A 13,943-nucleotide genomic window follows, 5' to 3' on the forward strand; every position below is an offset into this window, starting at 1 on the left:
GATGAGATGTGCTTCCTAGGCGTGTGAAATGACGATCTTGCCGAAATGCTTCTGGCTCTTGAGGTGCTGGTAGGCCGCTTTCGCCTCGGCGAAAGGAAACACCTTGTCGATGACGGGTTTGAGACCATTGGCCTCGATGGCGCGGTTCATCGCCTCGAACATCTGCGTGCTGCCGACATAGAGACCCTGGACCTTGAGGTTGCGGCGCAGGATCGGCATCGGGTCGAGCGTCGCCATGCCCGACAGCAGGCCGATCACCGCGATCGACCCACCGAGGCGCGTCGCCATGAAGGAGCGAGGGAGCGTGCCGGCGCCGCCGACTTCGACAGTGATGTCGGCGCCGCGGCCACCGGTCAGCTTCAGCGCTTCCTGGTCCCAGTCGGGCGTCGCCTTGTAGTCGATGACCGCCTCGGCCCCCATCTGCTTCAGGCGCTCGGCCTTGGCGGCGGAGCTGGAGGTGCCGATGACGCGCGCGCCGAAAATCCGCGCGAACTGCAACGCGAAGATCGAGACGCCGCCGGTGCCCTGGATCTGCACGACGTCGCCCGCCTTGATGTGGCCGATCTCGACCAGCGCGTTCCACGCCGTGACCGCGGCGCAGGGAAGGGTGGCGCCCTCCTCGTAGCTGAGATGTGCCGGCAGCTTCACGACACCTTCTTCTTCCAGCACGGCCAGCTCGGTCAGCATGCCGTCGATCGCGCCGCCCATGGCCGAGGGCATCGCGCTGTCGCTGATCGCGCCGCCGAACCAGCGCTGCATGAAGCAGCCCGCGACCCGGTCGCCGACTTTTACGCGGCTGACGCCCGGCCCGACCGCGACGACTTCGCCCGCGCCGTCCGACAGCGGGATCAGGTCGGGCTTCGGCGCCGAGCGCGCATACTGTGCCTCGATCGTGAGCAGGTCGCGGTAGTTCAGCGAGGTCGCCTTGACCCGCACGAGCACCTGCCGCGGCCCCGGCGTCGGATCGGGACGTTCGATCAGGGTGAGCGAGTCGATGCCCTTGGGGGCGGGGATGACGTAGCACTTCATTTGGCGTCGCCCTTCAGTTCGATGATGGTCTTGGCCATGACGGCCTCCTGGTCCCAGGGGAACAGGATCCAGGTGTCCTGGCTGACTTCGGTGACGTAGCTGTCCACGACCGGGCGGCCGGCGGGCTTTGCATAGACCGTGGCGAAATGGGCCTCGGGCAGCCTCGCCCGCACGGCGCGGGCGGTGACGCCGGTGTCAACCAGGTCGTCGACGATCAGCCAGCCCTTGCCCTTGTCCTGCTCGGCGGACGTGCCCTTCAGGAACTCGACCTTGGCGCCGCGTTCCATGCGGTCGTAGGTCGAGCAGCAGACCGTGTCGATCAGCCGGAGATTCAGCTCGCGTGCCACGATGGCGGCCGGGACGAGGCCGCCGCGGGTGATCGCGACCAGGCCTTTGAACGGCCCCAGGTCGGCCAGCCGCCAAGCGAGCGCCCGGGCGTCGCGGTGCAGTTCCGTCCACGAAACGGGGAACATCCTGTTGTAGCCCGCACTGCTCGCCATGCGATTTCGCCCCTGATCCCGTCCGGTTTGGCTTGCCCCTTATGAAGGGCTGCACTAACACCTTCGGCCGAAGCATAGAAGCGCAGGCCGTAAGGAATCGGGCCACAGGGAAAACGGTACGGGGACCGCTGCACATGGGAATTGAGCTGACGCCCGCTTTCTGGAGCGGTCTCACCCAGATCATTCTGGTGAACATCATCCTGTCGGGCGACAACGCCCTCGTCATCGCGCTGGCCTGCCGGAACCTGGAGAAGAAGCACCAGCGCCCGGCCATCATCATCGGCAGCGGCGGCGCCATCGTCCTGCGAATCATCTTCGTCCTGATCGTCGACTACCTGTTGTCGATCCCGTTCCTGAAACTCGCGGGCGGCCTCCTGCTGCTGTGGATCGGCGTCAAGCTGGTGCAGGGTGAGGAAGAGGGCGAGGACGGCGTGAAGGCCGCCAGCTCGCTGATGTCGGCCATTCGCACCATCATCATCGCCGACGCGGTGATGAGCCTCGACAACGCCATCGCCATCGCCGCCGCCGCCAAGGGCGACACCACGCTGATGGTGCTGGGTCTCATCATCTCGATCCCGCTGATCGTATTCGGCGCCACGCTGATCATGGCACTGCTCAACCGCTTCCCGATCATCGTGATCGCCGGCGGCGCGCTGCTGGGCTGGATCGCCGGCGAGGTGCTGGCCACCGATCCGGGCTACGCCGCCAAGCTCACCGCCATCACGCCGCACGCCAAGACCATCATGGAAGTCGGCTGTGCGGTGCTGGTCGTGGCCGTCGGCTACTTCCTGCAGCACCGGGCCAAGCAGAAGCACAAGGGCCACGATCCAGTGGATCTCGCTGCCGATAAGGCCAAGGAGTAGCGGTCATGCACAAGATCAACGCTATCCTCGTCGCGGTCGACGGTTCGGGCTGCTCGGATCGCGCCGTCGAGCATGCGCTCGACATGATCGCCACCGGCTGCGCCGCCGAGCTGCACCTGCTGAACGTGCAGCCGAGCATCGGTGGTGCGGTCGCCAGCTTCGTCTCGCGCGACCAGATCGACGCCCATCACCGGGAAGAGGGCCAGAAGGCGCTCGCCTCGGCCGTGGCGCTCGCGGCCAAGAACTCGGTCGCCGCCAAGACGCATATCGGCGTCGGCCGCCAGGGAGAGATCGTCGCCGACTTCGTGAAGAAGACGGGCGCGGGCCTCGTGGTAATGGGCACGCGCGGCCATACCGGCCTCAGCGGCGTGCTGATGGGCTCGGTTGCCCAGGACGTGATCGCGCACTCCAAGGTGCCGGTCACCCTCGTCAAATAGGCGCCAAGTAGCCTTTCCGGTTCCGAAGGCGTAGAACGCGGCCCTGCAGGAGGACCGCGTTTGGCCGAGGATATGTGGCGACACGAGGCGTTGGCGCCCTATGCGACCTTGCCGTGGCAAAGCCGCGGCCGGCTTCATCCCGAGGCCGAATCGCCGGGCCGCAGCCCGTTCCAGCGCGACCGCGACCGCATCATCCATTCGACCGCGTTCCGGCGGCTGAAGCACAAGACGCAGGTCTTCGTCTTCCACGAAGGCGACCACTACCGCACGCGTCTCACCCATTCGCTCGAGGTCGCCCAGATCGCCCGCACGATCTGCCGCGTGCTGCGCCTCGACGAGGATCTCGGCGAAGCGGTGGCTTTGGCCCACGACCTTGGCCACACGCCGTTCGGCCATGCCGGCGAGGAGGCGCTGCACGGCGCCATGAAGGACTATGCGGGGTTCGACCATAACGCCCAGACCCTGCGCATCCTCACCAAGCTCGAGGACCGCTATGCCGAGTTCAACGGGCTGAACCTCACCTGGGAGACGCTCGAGGGCGCGGTGAAGCACAACGGCCCGCTGCTGAAGCCTGGCCGCGCGCTCGCCGACCTGCCGGCCGCCATCGTCGACTACTGCAAGGACCACGACCTCGAACTCGACGGCTATGCCGGACCCGAGGCGCAGGTCGCGGCGCTGAGCGACGACATCGCCTACAACAACCACGATATCGACGATGGCCTGCGCGCCGGCCTGTTCGACGTGAAGGACCTGCTCGACCTGCCGCTGGTCGGCGAGATGTTCGCGCTGGTGATGGACAAGTATCCCGGCATTGAACAGACGCGCCTGATCCACGAGGCGGTGCGCCGCGTGATCAATGCCATGGTCGAGGACGTGGTGGCCGAGACGCGCCGCCGCCTGAAGGAAGCCAACCCGAAATCGGTCGCCGAGATCCGTGCCCTCGGCCGACCGGTGGTGGCCTTCTCCGAGAAGATGGTGGCCACGGAAAAGACCGTGAAGCGCTTCCTCTACACGCGCATGTACGAGCACTGGAAGCTGAACCGCTCGCACTCCAAGGCGCGCCGCGTCGTGGTCGACCTGTTCAACCTCCTGTTCGCAGAGCCCAACTGCCTGCCCTCGCCGTGGCGCGAGAAGGCCGAGCAGGCGGGCGCCCATGCCCGCGCCCGCGTCGTCGCCGACTACATCGCCGGCATGACCGACCGCTTCGCCCTCGACGAACACCGCCGGCTGTTCGACCTGTATTCGTAAGGTACGGGTGTCTCGTTGGAGCGCGCCACTCCAGTGGCGCTCGGGCTCATGAGCGCCACTGGAGTGGCGCGCTCCGTTCAGAGGCCGTTTCCCTGCAGTCCGGCGCCCCGGATGACAAAAGGCGCGGATTCGGCAATACCCGCCCCATGAATCCGTACCGTCATTTCATCGGCGAGATCGTCGCGGCCCTCCAGTCCATGCAGGCTGCGGGTGAATTGCCCGAAAAGCTCGATTTTTCCGCGATCACGGCCGAGCCGCCGCGCGATCCGGCGCATGGCGACATCGCCACCAACGCCGCCATGGTCCTGTCCAAGGCCGCGGCCAAGAAGCCGCGCGACATCGCCGAGCCGCTGCTCGCCCGCCTCAAGGCCAACCCCGACGTGGTCGACGGCGCGGTGGCCGGACCGGGCTTCCTCAACCTCAAGATCGCCGACGGCTTCTGGCGGGCGCGGCTCGCGGACTGCCTGAAGGCCGGCATCGCCTATGGCGATTCGACGATGGGCAAGGGCGCCAAGGTGAACGTCGAGTATGTCTCGGCCAACCCGACCGGTCCGCTGCACGTCGCGCACGCGCGCGGCGCCATCGTGGGCGACGCGCTGTCCAACCTGCTGCACAAGGCGGGCTACGACGTCACCAAGGAATACTACATCAACGACGCCGGCGCGCAGGTCGACAAGCTCGGCCAGTCGACCTACCTGCGCTACCGCGAGGCGCTCGGTGAGACGGTCGATTCGATTCCCGAGGGCCTCTATCCCGGGGAGTATCTCAAGGACGTGGGTGCGGCGATCGCCAAGCGCGACGGCGCGCGCTGGGTCGGCAAGCCCGAGGCCGACTGGCTGCCCGAGATGCGCGCCTTCGCCATCGCCACGCTCATGGCCGAGATCAAGGCCGATCTGGAGACGCTCGGCGTCAACATGGACGTCTTCTCGTCGGAGCGTGCGCTGGTCGAGAGCGGCGCCGTCGAGCGCGCCTTCCAGGAGCTGACGCGCCAGGGCCTGATCTACCAGGGCCGGCTGGAGCCGCCGAAGGGCCAGCTTCCCGACGACTGGGAAGATCGCGAGCAGACGCTGTTCCGGGCGACCCAGTTCGGCGACGAGGTCGACCGTCCGCTCAAGAAGTCGGACGGTAGCTGGACTTACTTCGCCAACGACATCGCCTATCACCACGACAAGTACCGTCGCGGCTTCGCCGACATGATCGACGTGTGGGGCGCCGACCATGGCGGCTACGTCAAGCGCATGAAGGCGGCGGTCAGCGCGATCACCGAGAAGCAGGGCGAGCTCGACGTGAAGCTCTGCCAGCTGGTGCGCGTCATGCGCAACGGCGAGCTGGTGCGCATGTCCAAGCGCGCCGGCACCTTCGTGACCTTGCGCGACCTGCTCGACGAGGTCGGGCCCGACGTCGTGCGCTTCACCATGCTCACGCGCAAGAACGACGCGCCGTTCGACTTCGACCTCGTGAAGGCCACCGAACAGTCACGCGACAACCCTGTCTGGTATGTCCAGTATGGCCACGCGCGGACCCGCTCCGTGATGCGCCAGGCGACGGCCGCGGGCATTGCGATCGACGATCTCGGCAGCGCGCCGCTCGACCGCCTCTCCGACGCGGGCGAAGTCGCGCTGATCCGGATGATCGCCCAGTGGCCCCGCCAGGTCGAAGCGGCGGCGGTGGCTCACGAGCCGCACCGCATCGCCTTCTATCTTTACGACCTGGCAGCCGCCTTCCACTCCCATTGGAACCGGGGGAGGGAGGAGCCGGGCCTGCGCTTCGTGATCGAAGGCGACTCCGATCTCACGCGCGCGCGTCTGGCATTGGTACAGGGAATCGGTTTTGTGATAGGATCGGGTTTAAAGGTCTTCGGCGTAACACCCGTCGAGGAAATGAGATAAAAAATGCATGTTCGCCGGTCCCCCTCCGGCGACGGACCAACGATCTACCGGCCCAACGAGTCGGTGGCAGTGCGGCTCGATCCTCCGCCTCGGCCCGTCGCGCATGAACCTGATTCGATTCCCCCGCCTCCCCGGGACTCGCTGCTCATGCGGGTCAATCGACGCCGCGGACAGATCCTCACGGTGATGGTGTCCATCGCCGCGGTCGCGAGCTTCGGTTCGGTCGTGTGGTGGGCGCACAACCAGGACGTCAAGGCGGGCGGCAAGGGACTGGAACCGCTGGTGGTGCAGGCGCCGACCACGCCGGCCCGTATCAAGCCCGAGAATGCCGGCGGCCTCGTCCCGCCGAACCAGGACAAGGAAGTCTTCAACCGCATCGCGCCCGGCGCGGTGCCGGCCCAGCCCGAGAAACTGCTGCCGGCTGCGGTGAATCCGAAGCTGCCGGCCAACGGCCTGCCGCTGCCGGCCGCACCGCCAAAGGAGGCGGAGGCCGCCAAGACGCCGACGCCGCTGCAGCCGACCTCGACCACCGGCGGGCCCACGACGCCCCCGGCCGTCGTCGAACCCAAGGTGCCGGCCAATCCGCCTAACGTGCAGCCGGCGACCAACACGCCGCCCGCGACCGAGAGCGGCCCCAGCATCGCCAGCCTGATCGAGAACATGTCCGGCCCGACCGGCGGCTGGCGCATCCAGGTCGCCTCGGTGAAGAACGAGGACGTGGCCAAGTCGACCTGGGCGCGGCTGCAGAGCGCCCACAGCGGCGAGCTGTCGAACCTGCGCATGCAGGCGGTCCGCGTCGACCTCGGCGAGCGCGGCGTCTGGTATCGCGTGCAGGCCGGCCCGCTCGACGAGCGGCAGGCCCATTCGGTCTGCGCCTCGCTCAAGGCCCGCAAGACCGACTGCGTCTCGGTTCCGCCCGCGCGGTGATTTCCTCTAGATGAGTCGTCCGCGCGCGCTGATCCTGGGCTGCGCCGGGACCGAACTGTCGGCGGAGGAGCGTGCCTTCTTCCGCGACGCCGACCCGCTGGGCTTCATCCTGTTTGCCCGCAACATCGACACGGTCGAAAGCACCCGTCGGTTGACCGAGGAGCTGCGCTCCTGCGTGGCGCGCGCCGACGCACCGGTGCTGATCGACCAGGAAGGCGGCAGGGTCGCGCGCCTCCGTCCCCCGCAATGGCGCAAGGCGCCGCCGGCCCGGCTGCTGGGCGAGCTCTACGCCCGCGATCCCGACGCCGGGCTTGAAGCCACCAAACTCAACTCGCGCCTGCTGGCCGCTGACGTGGCGTCGATCGGCTGCGACGTCGACTGCCTGCCCGTGCTCGACATCGCGTTTCCCGAGACCCACGCCGTGATCGGCGACCGCGCCTATGCCGACCGGCCCGAGCCGGTCGCCGCGCTGGGCCGCGCCGCGGCCGAGGGGTTGATGGCCGAAGGCGTGATGCCGGTGATCAAGCACATCCCGGGACACGGCCGCGCCACGGTCGACAGCCACGAGGCACTGCCTACGGTGACTGCCTCGCGCGCCGAGCTGGAGCGGACCGACTTCGTGCCCTTCAAGCTGCTCTCCGACCTGCCCTGGGCGATGACCGGGCACCTTCTGTTCGAGGCGATCGATCCGAAGGACTGCATCACGGTTTCGGCAGGGGCCGTGCAGGACGTGATCCGCTCCCATATCGGCTTCGACGGGCTGCTCCTGTCGGACGACCTGTCGATGCAGGCATTGGGGGGCTCGCTGGGCGACCGTGCGGCGCGGGCGCTGGCCGCCGGCTGCGACATCGCCCTCCACTGCAATGGCAAGATGCCCGAGATGGTCGAGATCGTCGGCCGCACCGCCGCCATGACCGCGGCCGCCGACCGGCGTTTCCAGGCCGGTCGCAGCTTCCTCGGTCGACATCGCGAGCCTGCCGGCCCCCGTGGCCTGGCCGATGCGGCCCGACGGGTCGCTGAACTCCTGCCGGAATGGGGATAAGGCAGGGCCAAATCATGTGGCGGTAGGCGCTTCCGCTGACTAAACCGGGATGGCATGACCGATCCCGCCAGCCCGCCTCCCGAGGACGCGCCCAAGACCGACAGCGCCGCGCCCGCCGCAGCGCCGGCTGAGGCGACTCGGGGCGAAGCGGCGCCGGCCACGGGTGCCACCGCCGACAATTTCGCCGCGGCCGGCCCCGACGTCATCGCGCCGGGCGAGGGCGAGCTGATCGTCAATCTCGAGGGCTTCGAAGGTCCGCTCGACCTGCTGCTCAATCTGGCGCGCGACCAGAAGGTCGACCTCCGCAAGATCTCGATGGTCGCGCTGGTCGACCAGTATCTCGTCCATATCCACCAGGCCCGCCGCATGCGGCTGGAGCTGGCGGCCGACTATCTCGTGATGGCGGCGTGGCTCGCTTACCTCAAGTCGCGCCTGCTGCTGCCCGAGCCGCCGGCCGGCGAGGAGCCGTCGGGTCAGGAGATGGCCGACGCGCTGCAGTGGCAGTTGCGCCGCCTCGAAGCGATGCAGGAAGCCGGCGCCCGCCTGATGGCGCGGCCGCAGCTCGGCCGGGACATCTTCTCGCGCGGCCAGCCCGAGGGCATCGTCGTCGTGCGCCGCGCGGTGTGGGACATCAAGCTCTACGACCTGCTCAGCGCCTATGGCTCGCAGGTCCGGCCGAAGGACGCCGACACCTACCAGATCAAGCCGATGGAGTTCTTCTCCGTCGAGGAAGCCGCCGAGCGGCTGGGTCGCATGCTGGGCATCGCCATCGACTGGCAGTCGCTCGAAGCCTTCCTGCCGGCCGGCCTGACCGACCCCGCACGTCGTCGCTCGGCGATCGCCGCGACCTTCGTGGCGGGCCTGCAGCTCGCCAAGGACGGCCAGATCGAGCTGCGCCAGAGCGAGCGCTTCGGCCCCATCCATTTGCGTAAACGTACCGACCAGCAGTGACGGTCCCCGATATGTCAGACATCGAAAACGCCACGCCGGCCGTCGAAGATCCCGACGCGCTGGCCCTCGTGCGCGAACTCGCGGCCGCCAAGGAAAAGCCCGAGGACGACGAAGAAGACGAGGATGACGACGACGAGTCGGACGACGACGATTCCGATGACGATGATGATTCGGATGGTGACGATGATGATTCGGACGACGATGACGACGACGAAGATTCGGACGACGACGAAGATGACGATGAGGACGGCGACGAGGAAGACGGCGACGCCGACGAAGACGACGAGAAGGACGATGACGAGGACAGCGACGACGGAGACGGCGAGGAGCCTGTAAAGGCCGCCGTTGCCGACGAAGCCGCGCCGGAAGCTTCGGCTGTGGCCACCGACGAGAGCGCCGTCGTCGAGGCCGTGGCCGCTGAGGCCGTCGCGGTCGCGGCTATCGCCATGTCGGCGGCCGCCGCCGGGGAAGCGCCTGCCGCCAACGTCACCGACGTCGTCTCGCCCGACCATGCCCAGCACCTGCGCCTGCTCGAGGCGCTGGTCTTCGCCGGCACGCAGGCGCTCGACGAGAAGGAGTTGGCCGAGCGCCTGCCCAACGACGCCGACGTGAAGCGCCTCGTGGCCGACCTCGCCGAGATGTATGCCGGCCGCGGTGTGAACCTGGTACAGGTTGCGGGCGGCTATGCCTTCCGCACGGCCCCTGACCTTTCCGAGAAGCTCAAGATCGAGCGGCCGGTGACGCGCAAACTGTCGCGGGCCTCGGTCGAGACGCTGGCGATCATCGCCTATCACCAGCCGGTGACGCGCGCCGAGATCGAGCAGGTCCGCGGCGTCGGCCTCAGCAAGGGCACGCTAGACCTGCTGTTCGAGCAGAACTGGATCAAGCCGATGGGCCGCCGCCGCGCGCCCGGCAAGCCGGTGACCTGGGGCACGACCGACTTCTTCCTCGAGCATTTCGGCCTGCCGAGCCTCGACGACCTGCCGGGCCATGAGGAATTGAAGGCTGCCGGGCTCTTGGATGCCCGCTCGCAGCCCCCCATATTCAGGCCGGACGAGCCCGACCTGCCGCTCGAGCCCACGGACGACGAGCCCGACGAACCGCTCGCCGTCGAGGAAGCCAGTGGGGAACAGGGGCGCTGACGCCCCTAAACGACCTTATTCGGTCGCATTCGACAGGTTGCCGGGGCTTCGTAGCGGATGCCATAATCGGCATTCGTAATTCGACACGCCGATTGAAAATCGACTTGGGAGCATTTTGAAATGGGTAGCTTCAGCGTATGGCACTGGCTGATCGTGCTGGCCGTCGTGCTGCTGCTGTTCGGCGGTCGCGGCAAGGTCTCGCAGCTCATGGGCGACTTCGGAAAGGGCCTCTCGGCCTTCAAGAAGGGCGTCGGGGGCGGCCAAGAAGAGACACCGCCGCAGGCTCAGCCGGGCGCACAGCCGGGTGACACGGCCAAGCCGATCTCGGCTCAGGCGACGACCACCCCGCCGGGCGGCACGGTCCACCACCAGGACAGCGCCGCCAAGGTCTGACACGGCGCGTTGTGAGGGCCTGACCGGCCATGTTTGGCATCGATAGTCCCGAGCTTCTGGTGATCGCGGTGGTGGCGCTTGTCGTCATCGGCCCCAAGGAGCTGCCCGGCATGCTGCGCAGCTGGGGCAAGTGGATGGCGCAGATGCGCGGCATGGCCTCGGAATTCCGCGGCCATGTCGACGAGATGGTGCGCCAGGCCGACCTCGACGACGTGAAGAAGCAGCTCGCGGCCACCCCTGGCCTCGACCTGCAGGCGCTCGACCCGACCAAGGAGATCAAGAGCGCGCTCCAGGAGGGCATGGCGGAGGGCGAGAAGGCCATGGCGGAAGCCAGGGCCCAGATCGACAATCCGCTGGTCGAGCCGGAATCCGCTCCCCAGATCGCGGCCGAGCCCACGCTCGAGACCGCCGTCGCCGCGGCGCCTGCGGAAGCGGCCCTGACCGCGCCCGAATCGGCGCCGGCGCCTGAGCCGGCACCTGTCGTGGCCGAAGCGCCGGCCGAGCCGGCTCCTGCGGGCGAAGAAAAGCCGGCCAAGGCCGTCGCGGCTGGCTAGCGCCAACTTGCGCTTTGAATTGCGCGCCAAAGGGCGGCATAACGCGGCTCCCCATGCGGCGACGTAGATAGTGACCCAAGCGCACGACGGACCTGAAGACGACAAGCCGATGCCGCTGCTCGATCACCTGATCGAGCTGCGCAAGCGCCTGATCTATGCGCTGATCTGCTTCTTCGCGGTCTTCTTCGTCACCTTCTACTTCGCCAAGCCGATCTTCTCGTTCCTGATCCAGCCGGCGCTGGCGGACGGGTACAAGGTCATCGTCCTCGACATCTTCGAGTTCTTCTTCGTCACGGTGAAGCTGTCGGCGTTCGTTGCGCTGATCGTGGGTTTCCCGCTGATCGCGGTGCAGATCTGGCTGTTCGTGGCGCCGGGACTTTATCGCCACGAGAAGCGGGCGTTCATCCCGTTCCTCGTCGCCACGCCGTTCATGTTCTATGCCGGCTGCGCGCTGATGTATTACGTCGTGCTACCGTACGTGATCAACTTCATGCTGACGCAGTACGCGCCGCCGGACATCGAGAAGACGCTGAGATCGTCGGACTATCTCGAACGCATCCTGCAGCTCGTCTTCGCCTTCGGTTTCGCCTTCGAGGTCCCGGTCCTGCTGACCCTGCTGATCCAGGTCGGCATCGCCACGACCGAGGGGCTGAAGTCCAAGCGCCGCTACGCCGTCGTCATAGCCTTCGTCATCGCCGCCGTGCTGGCGCCGCCCGACGTCGTGAGCCAGATCGCGCTCGCGATCCCGCTGATGGCCTTCTACGAGATCAGCATCCTGATCGGCGGCACGATCGAGCGGAAGCGTGCGCGCGAGGAGAAGGCGGCCGAGGAGGCCGAAAAGAAGGCCGAGGAAGCCGAGAGGACCGGCGAAGCGTCCGGCAGCTAGCCATGCATGACATCCGTTTCATCCGCGAAAGCCCCGAGGCGTTCGACGCCGGCCTGAAGAAGCGCGGCCTGGCGCCGCTCTCGGCCGAGATCCTGGAGATCGACAAGCGCCGCCGCGCCGCCATCTCCGACAGCGAATCCATCCAGGCCAGGCGCAAGGCACTCAGCCAGCAGATCGGCATGGCCAAGCGCAAGGGCGAGAACGCCGACGCGCTGATGGCCGAGGTCGCGGCCCTCGAGCAGAGCCTGAAGAACGGCGAGCATGAGGCCCAGCGCCTCGACGAGGAGCTGAAGATCCGCCTCGAGGTGCTGCCCAACCTGCCGTTCGAGAGCGTGCCCGACGGCGTCGACGAGACCGGCAACGTCGAGATCCGCCGCGACGGCAACCAGCGCAACTTCAGCTTCGCGCCCAAGGACCACGTGGCGCTGGGCGAGGCGACCGGCAACATGGATTTCGCCGCCGCCGTGAAGATCTCCGGCTCGCGCTTCGTGTTCCTGAAGTCGCATCTCGCGCGGCTGGAACGCGCCCTGTCGCAGTTCATGCTCGACCTGCACACGGTCGAGGGCGGCTACACCGAGGTCAACCCGCCGCTCCTGGTGAAGGACGCGGCCGTCTACGGCGTCGGCCAGCTGCCGAAGTTCGCCGAGGACATGTTCCACACCGACAACGGCTTCTGGCTGATCCCGACCGCCGAGGTCTCACTCACCAACATGGTGAACGACATGGTGCTGGAGGAGCGCGAGCTGCCGCTGCGCTTCACCGCGTTCACGCCCTGCTTCCGCTCCGAGGCGGGATCGGCCGGTAAGGACACGCGCGGCATCATCCGCCAGCATCAGTTCCCCAAGGTCGAGCTGGTCAGCATCACGACGCCCGAGCAGTCCGACGCCGAGCACGAGCGCATGACGGAATGCGCGGAGCTGGTGCTGAAGCGCCTCGGCCTGCCCTATCGCACCGTCGTGCTGTGCGGCGGCGACATGGGCTTCGGCTCGCGCAAGACCTTCGACATCGAGGTCTGGCTGCCCGGCCAGGACGCCTATCGCGAGATTTCGAGCTGCTCGAACATGGGCGACTTCCAGGCGCGCCGCATGAACGCGCGCTACCGTCCGAAGGAAGGGAAGGGCACGCGCTTCCTGCACACCCTGAACGGTTCGGCCCTCGCGGTCGGCCGCACGCTGGTCGCGGTGCTGGAGAACTACCAGAACGAGGACGGCTCGGTGACCGTGCCCGAGGCGCTGCGTTCCTACATGGGCGGCCTCGAACTCATTCCCGCGCCCGCCGCGAAATGAAGGTCGCCAACCTCGCCAAGGCGCGCATCCTCGTCACCAACGACGACGGCATCCATGCGCCGGGCCTGGAGGCGCTGGTCGAGATCGCCACGCAGCTTTCCAGCGACGTCTGGATCGTGGCGCCCGAGGTCAACCAGAGCGGCGCCGGCCATTCGCTGTCGCTGTCGCGGCCGATCCGCGCGCGTGAGGTCAGCGAGCACAAGTTCGCGATCGACGGCACGCCGACCGACTGCGTGCTGTTCGCCGTCAAGCACCTGCTGAAGGACCGCAAGCCCGACCTCGTCCTGTCGGGCGTCAACCGCGGCACCAACATCGCCGACGATGTGACCTATTCGGGCACCATCGCGGCTGCCATGGAAGGCTGCCTGCTGGGCATCCCGTCGATCGCCTTCAGCCAGGCCCACATGCACGACCACCCGGTGAAGTGGGGCACCGCGACCGCCCATGGCGCCGCGGTGGCGCGCCGCGTGCTGGCGCTCGACTGGCCGCGCAACGTGCTGATCAACGTCAACTTCCCCGACGTCGTGGCGGGCTCGGTGCAGGGCGTGCGAGTGACGCACACCGGCACGCGCGGCTTCGGCGGCCATATCGTCGAGCGCAAGGATCCGCGCGGCGGCACCTACTACTGGATCGGCTACGCCCCGCAGGAGAGCGAGATCGACGCCGCGAGCGACATCGCCGCTGTCCGCTCGGGCCATATCTCGGTGACGCCGCTGCACCTCGACCTCACTCACGAGAGCATGCGCCGCAAGCTCGTCGCGGAGTTCGAGGCGTCACCCGTCGACACCGACTAGAG

At 67.6% G+C, this 13,943-nt stretch carries 16 protein-coding genes; 13 read left to right on the forward strand and 3 right to left on the reverse strand.

The features are described from left to right. Nucleotides 1-15: 15 nt before the first annotated feature. The gene (locus tag AC1RP5_RS08275; protein WP_493110152.1) at nucleotides 16-1,029 is read right to left on the reverse strand and encodes a zinc-dependent alcohol dehydrogenase family protein; all 1,014 of its coding nucleotides are present in this window, start codon (nucleotides 1,027-1,029) and stop codon (nucleotides 16-18) included. Further along, nucleotides 1,026-1,529, reverse strand: a complete 504-nt coding sequence (gpt, locus tag AC1RP5_RS08280; protein WP_493110153.1) for a xanthine phosphoribosyltransferase — start codon at nucleotides 1,527-1,529, stop codon at nucleotides 1,026-1,028. Before gpt ends, AC1RP5_RS08275 begins: the two co-directional genes overlap by 4 nt. A gap of 134 nt (nucleotides 1,530-1,663) precedes the next feature. Between gpt and AC1RP5_RS08285 the strand changes: the two genes are divergently transcribed. The 7 genes from AC1RP5_RS08285 (at nucleotide 1,664) to AC1RP5_RS08315 (ending at nucleotide 8,886) form a co-directional block, all read left to right on the forward strand. After that, on the forward strand, nucleotides 1,664-2,392 hold the full coding sequence (locus AC1RP5_RS08285; RefSeq protein WP_493110154.1) for a TerC family protein: 729 nt from the start codon (nucleotides 1,664-1,666) through the stop codon (nucleotides 2,390-2,392). A gap of 5 nt (nucleotides 2,393-2,397) precedes the next feature. Continuing rightward, on the forward strand, nucleotides 2,398-2,829 hold the full coding sequence (locus AC1RP5_RS08290) for a universal stress protein (protein ID WP_493110155.1): 432 nt from the start codon (nucleotides 2,398-2,400) through the stop codon (nucleotides 2,827-2,829). 72 nt (nucleotides 2,830-2,901) lie between these two features. Further along, nucleotides 2,902-4,077, forward strand: coding sequence for a deoxyguanosinetriphosphate triphosphohydrolase (locus AC1RP5_RS08295; protein WP_493113312.1), 1,176 nt, complete (start codon nucleotides 2,902-2,904; stop codon nucleotides 4,075-4,077). A 146-nt stretch (nucleotides 4,078-4,223) separates the two neighbouring features. Further along, nucleotides 4,224-5,966 carry an arginine--tRNA ligase gene (gene argS, locus AC1RP5_RS08300; RefSeq protein ID WP_493110156.1) on the forward strand — a complete coding sequence of 581 codons (1,743 nt, stop codon included), beginning with the start codon at nucleotides 4,224-4,226 and terminating at the stop codon, nucleotides 5,964-5,966. 147 nt (nucleotides 5,967-6,113) lie between these two features. After that, entirely contained in the window at nucleotides 6,114-6,893 is a 780-nt protein-coding gene (locus AC1RP5_RS08305) for an SPOR domain-containing protein (RefSeq protein WP_493110157.1), read from the forward strand. A 10-nt stretch (nucleotides 6,894-6,903) separates the two neighbouring features. Then, nucleotides 6,904-7,935 carry a beta-N-acetylhexosaminidase gene (nagZ, locus tag AC1RP5_RS08310; protein WP_493110158.1) on the forward strand — a complete coding sequence of 344 codons (1,032 nt, stop codon included), beginning with the start codon at nucleotides 6,904-6,906 and terminating at the stop codon, nucleotides 7,933-7,935. 54 nt (nucleotides 7,936-7,989) lie between these two features. Next, nucleotides 7,990-8,886, forward strand: a complete 897-nt coding sequence (locus tag AC1RP5_RS08315; protein ID WP_493110159.1) for a segregation and condensation protein A — start codon at nucleotides 7,990-7,992, stop codon at nucleotides 8,884-8,886. A gap of 14 nt (nucleotides 8,887-8,900) precedes the next feature. Here the strand turns inward: AC1RP5_RS08315 and AC1RP5_RS08320 are convergent, their stop codons facing one another. Continuing rightward, nucleotides 8,901-9,398, reverse strand: coding sequence for a hypothetical protein (locus tag AC1RP5_RS08320; protein WP_493110160.1), 498 nt, complete (start codon nucleotides 9,396-9,398; stop codon nucleotides 8,901-8,903). Between AC1RP5_RS08320 and scpB the strand changes: the two genes are divergently transcribed. The 6 genes from scpB (at nucleotide 9,333) to surE (ending at nucleotide 13,941) form a co-directional block, all read left to right on the forward strand. After that, the gene (scpB, locus tag AC1RP5_RS08325; RefSeq protein WP_493110161.1) at nucleotides 9,333-10,028 is read left to right on the forward strand and encodes an SMC-Scp complex subunit ScpB; all 696 of its coding nucleotides are present in this window, start codon (nucleotides 9,333-9,335) and stop codon (nucleotides 10,026-10,028) included. The genes AC1RP5_RS08320 and scpB overlap by 66 nt on opposite strands. Before the next feature lie 120 nt (nucleotides 10,029-10,148). After that, nucleotides 10,149-10,421, forward strand: coding sequence for a twin-arginine translocase TatA/TatE family subunit (locus AC1RP5_RS08330; RefSeq protein WP_493110162.1), 273 nt, complete (start codon nucleotides 10,149-10,151; stop codon nucleotides 10,419-10,421). A gap of 29 nt (nucleotides 10,422-10,450) precedes the next feature. Further along, a complete protein-coding gene (gene tatB, locus AC1RP5_RS08335) occupies nucleotides 10,451-10,975 on the forward strand; it encodes a Sec-independent protein translocase protein TatB (RefSeq protein WP_493110163.1) in 525 nt (174 codons plus the stop codon). A gap of 70 nt (nucleotides 10,976-11,045) precedes the next feature. Beyond that, entirely contained in the window at nucleotides 11,046-11,861 is an 816-nt protein-coding gene (tatC, locus tag AC1RP5_RS08340; RefSeq protein WP_493110164.1) for a twin-arginine translocase subunit TatC, read from the forward strand. A 2-nt stretch (nucleotides 11,862-11,863) separates the two neighbouring features. Next, nucleotides 11,864-13,147: a serine--tRNA ligase gene (gene serS / locus AC1RP5_RS08345; RefSeq protein ID WP_493110165.1), complete on the forward strand. Its 1,284-nt coding sequence runs from the start codon at nucleotides 11,864-11,866 to the stop codon at nucleotides 13,145-13,147. After that, the gene (surE, locus tag AC1RP5_RS08350; RefSeq protein ID WP_493110166.1) at nucleotides 13,144-13,941 is read left to right on the forward strand and encodes a 5'/3'-nucleotidase SurE; all 798 of its coding nucleotides are present in this window, start codon (nucleotides 13,144-13,146) and stop codon (nucleotides 13,939-13,941) included. Before serS ends, surE begins: the two co-directional genes overlap by 4 nt. The last annotated feature ends 2 nt before the right edge of the window (nucleotides 13,942-13,943 follow it).

The organism is Reyranella sp. GW821-FHT12G01 (assembly GCF_058806575.1).

What these genes read in the sequence shown, in the direction of transcription:
- scpB (WP_493110161.1), top strand. Translation starts at nt 9,333, where the DNA reads ATGTCGGCGGCCGCCGCCGGGGAAGCGCCTGCCGCCAACGTCACCGAC.
- AC1RP5_RS08315 (WP_493110159.1), top strand. Translation starts at nt 7,990, where the DNA reads ATGACCGATCCCGCCAGCCCGCCTCCCGAGGACGCGCCCAAGACCGAC.
- nagZ (WP_493110158.1), top strand. Translation starts at nt 6,904, where the DNA reads ATGAGTCGTCCGCGCGCGCTGATCCTGGGCTGCGCCGGGACCGAACTG.
- AC1RP5_RS08285 (WP_493110154.1), top strand. Translation starts at nt 1,664, where the DNA reads ATGGGAATTGAGCTGACGCCCGCTTTCTGGAGCGGTCTCACCCAGATC.
- AC1RP5_RS08305 (WP_493110157.1), top strand. Translation starts at nt 6,114, where the DNA reads ATGCGGGTCAATCGACGCCGCGGACAGATCCTCACGGTGATGGTGTCC.
- argS (WP_493110156.1), top strand. Translation starts at nt 4,224, where the DNA reads ATGAATCCGTACCGTCATTTCATCGGCGAGATCGTCGCGGCCCTCCAG.
- surE (WP_493110166.1), top strand. Translation starts at nt 13,144, where the DNA reads ATGAAGGTCGCCAACCTCGCCAAGGCGCGCATCCTCGTCACCAACGAC.
- tatB (WP_493110163.1), top strand. Translation starts at nt 10,451, where the DNA reads ATGTTTGGCATCGATAGTCCCGAGCTTCTGGTGATCGCGGTGGTGGCG.
- AC1RP5_RS08330 (WP_493110162.1), top strand. Translation starts at nt 10,149, where the DNA reads ATGGGTAGCTTCAGCGTATGGCACTGGCTGATCGTGCTGGCCGTCGTG.
- AC1RP5_RS08290 (WP_493110155.1), top strand. Translation starts at nt 2,398, where the DNA reads ATGCACAAGATCAACGCTATCCTCGTCGCGGTCGACGGTTCGGGCTGC.
- serS (WP_493110165.1), top strand. Translation starts at nt 11,864, where the DNA reads ATGCATGACATCCGTTTCATCCGCGAAAGCCCCGAGGCGTTCGACGCC.
- AC1RP5_RS08320 (WP_493110160.1), bottom strand. Translation starts at nt 9,398, where the DNA reads ATGGTCGGGCGAGACGACGTCGGTGACGTTGGCGGCAGGCGCTTCCCC.
- AC1RP5_RS08295 (WP_493113312.1), top strand. Translation starts at nt 2,902, where the DNA reads ATGTGGCGACACGAGGCGTTGGCGCCCTATGCGACCTTGCCGTGGCAA.
- AC1RP5_RS08275 (WP_493110152.1), bottom strand. Translation starts at nt 1,029, where the DNA reads ATGAAGTGCTACGTCATCCCCGCCCCCAAGGGCATCGACTCGCTCACC.
- gpt (WP_493110153.1), bottom strand. Translation starts at nt 1,529, where the DNA reads ATGGCGAGCAGTGCGGGCTACAACAGGATGTTCCCCGTTTCGTGGACG.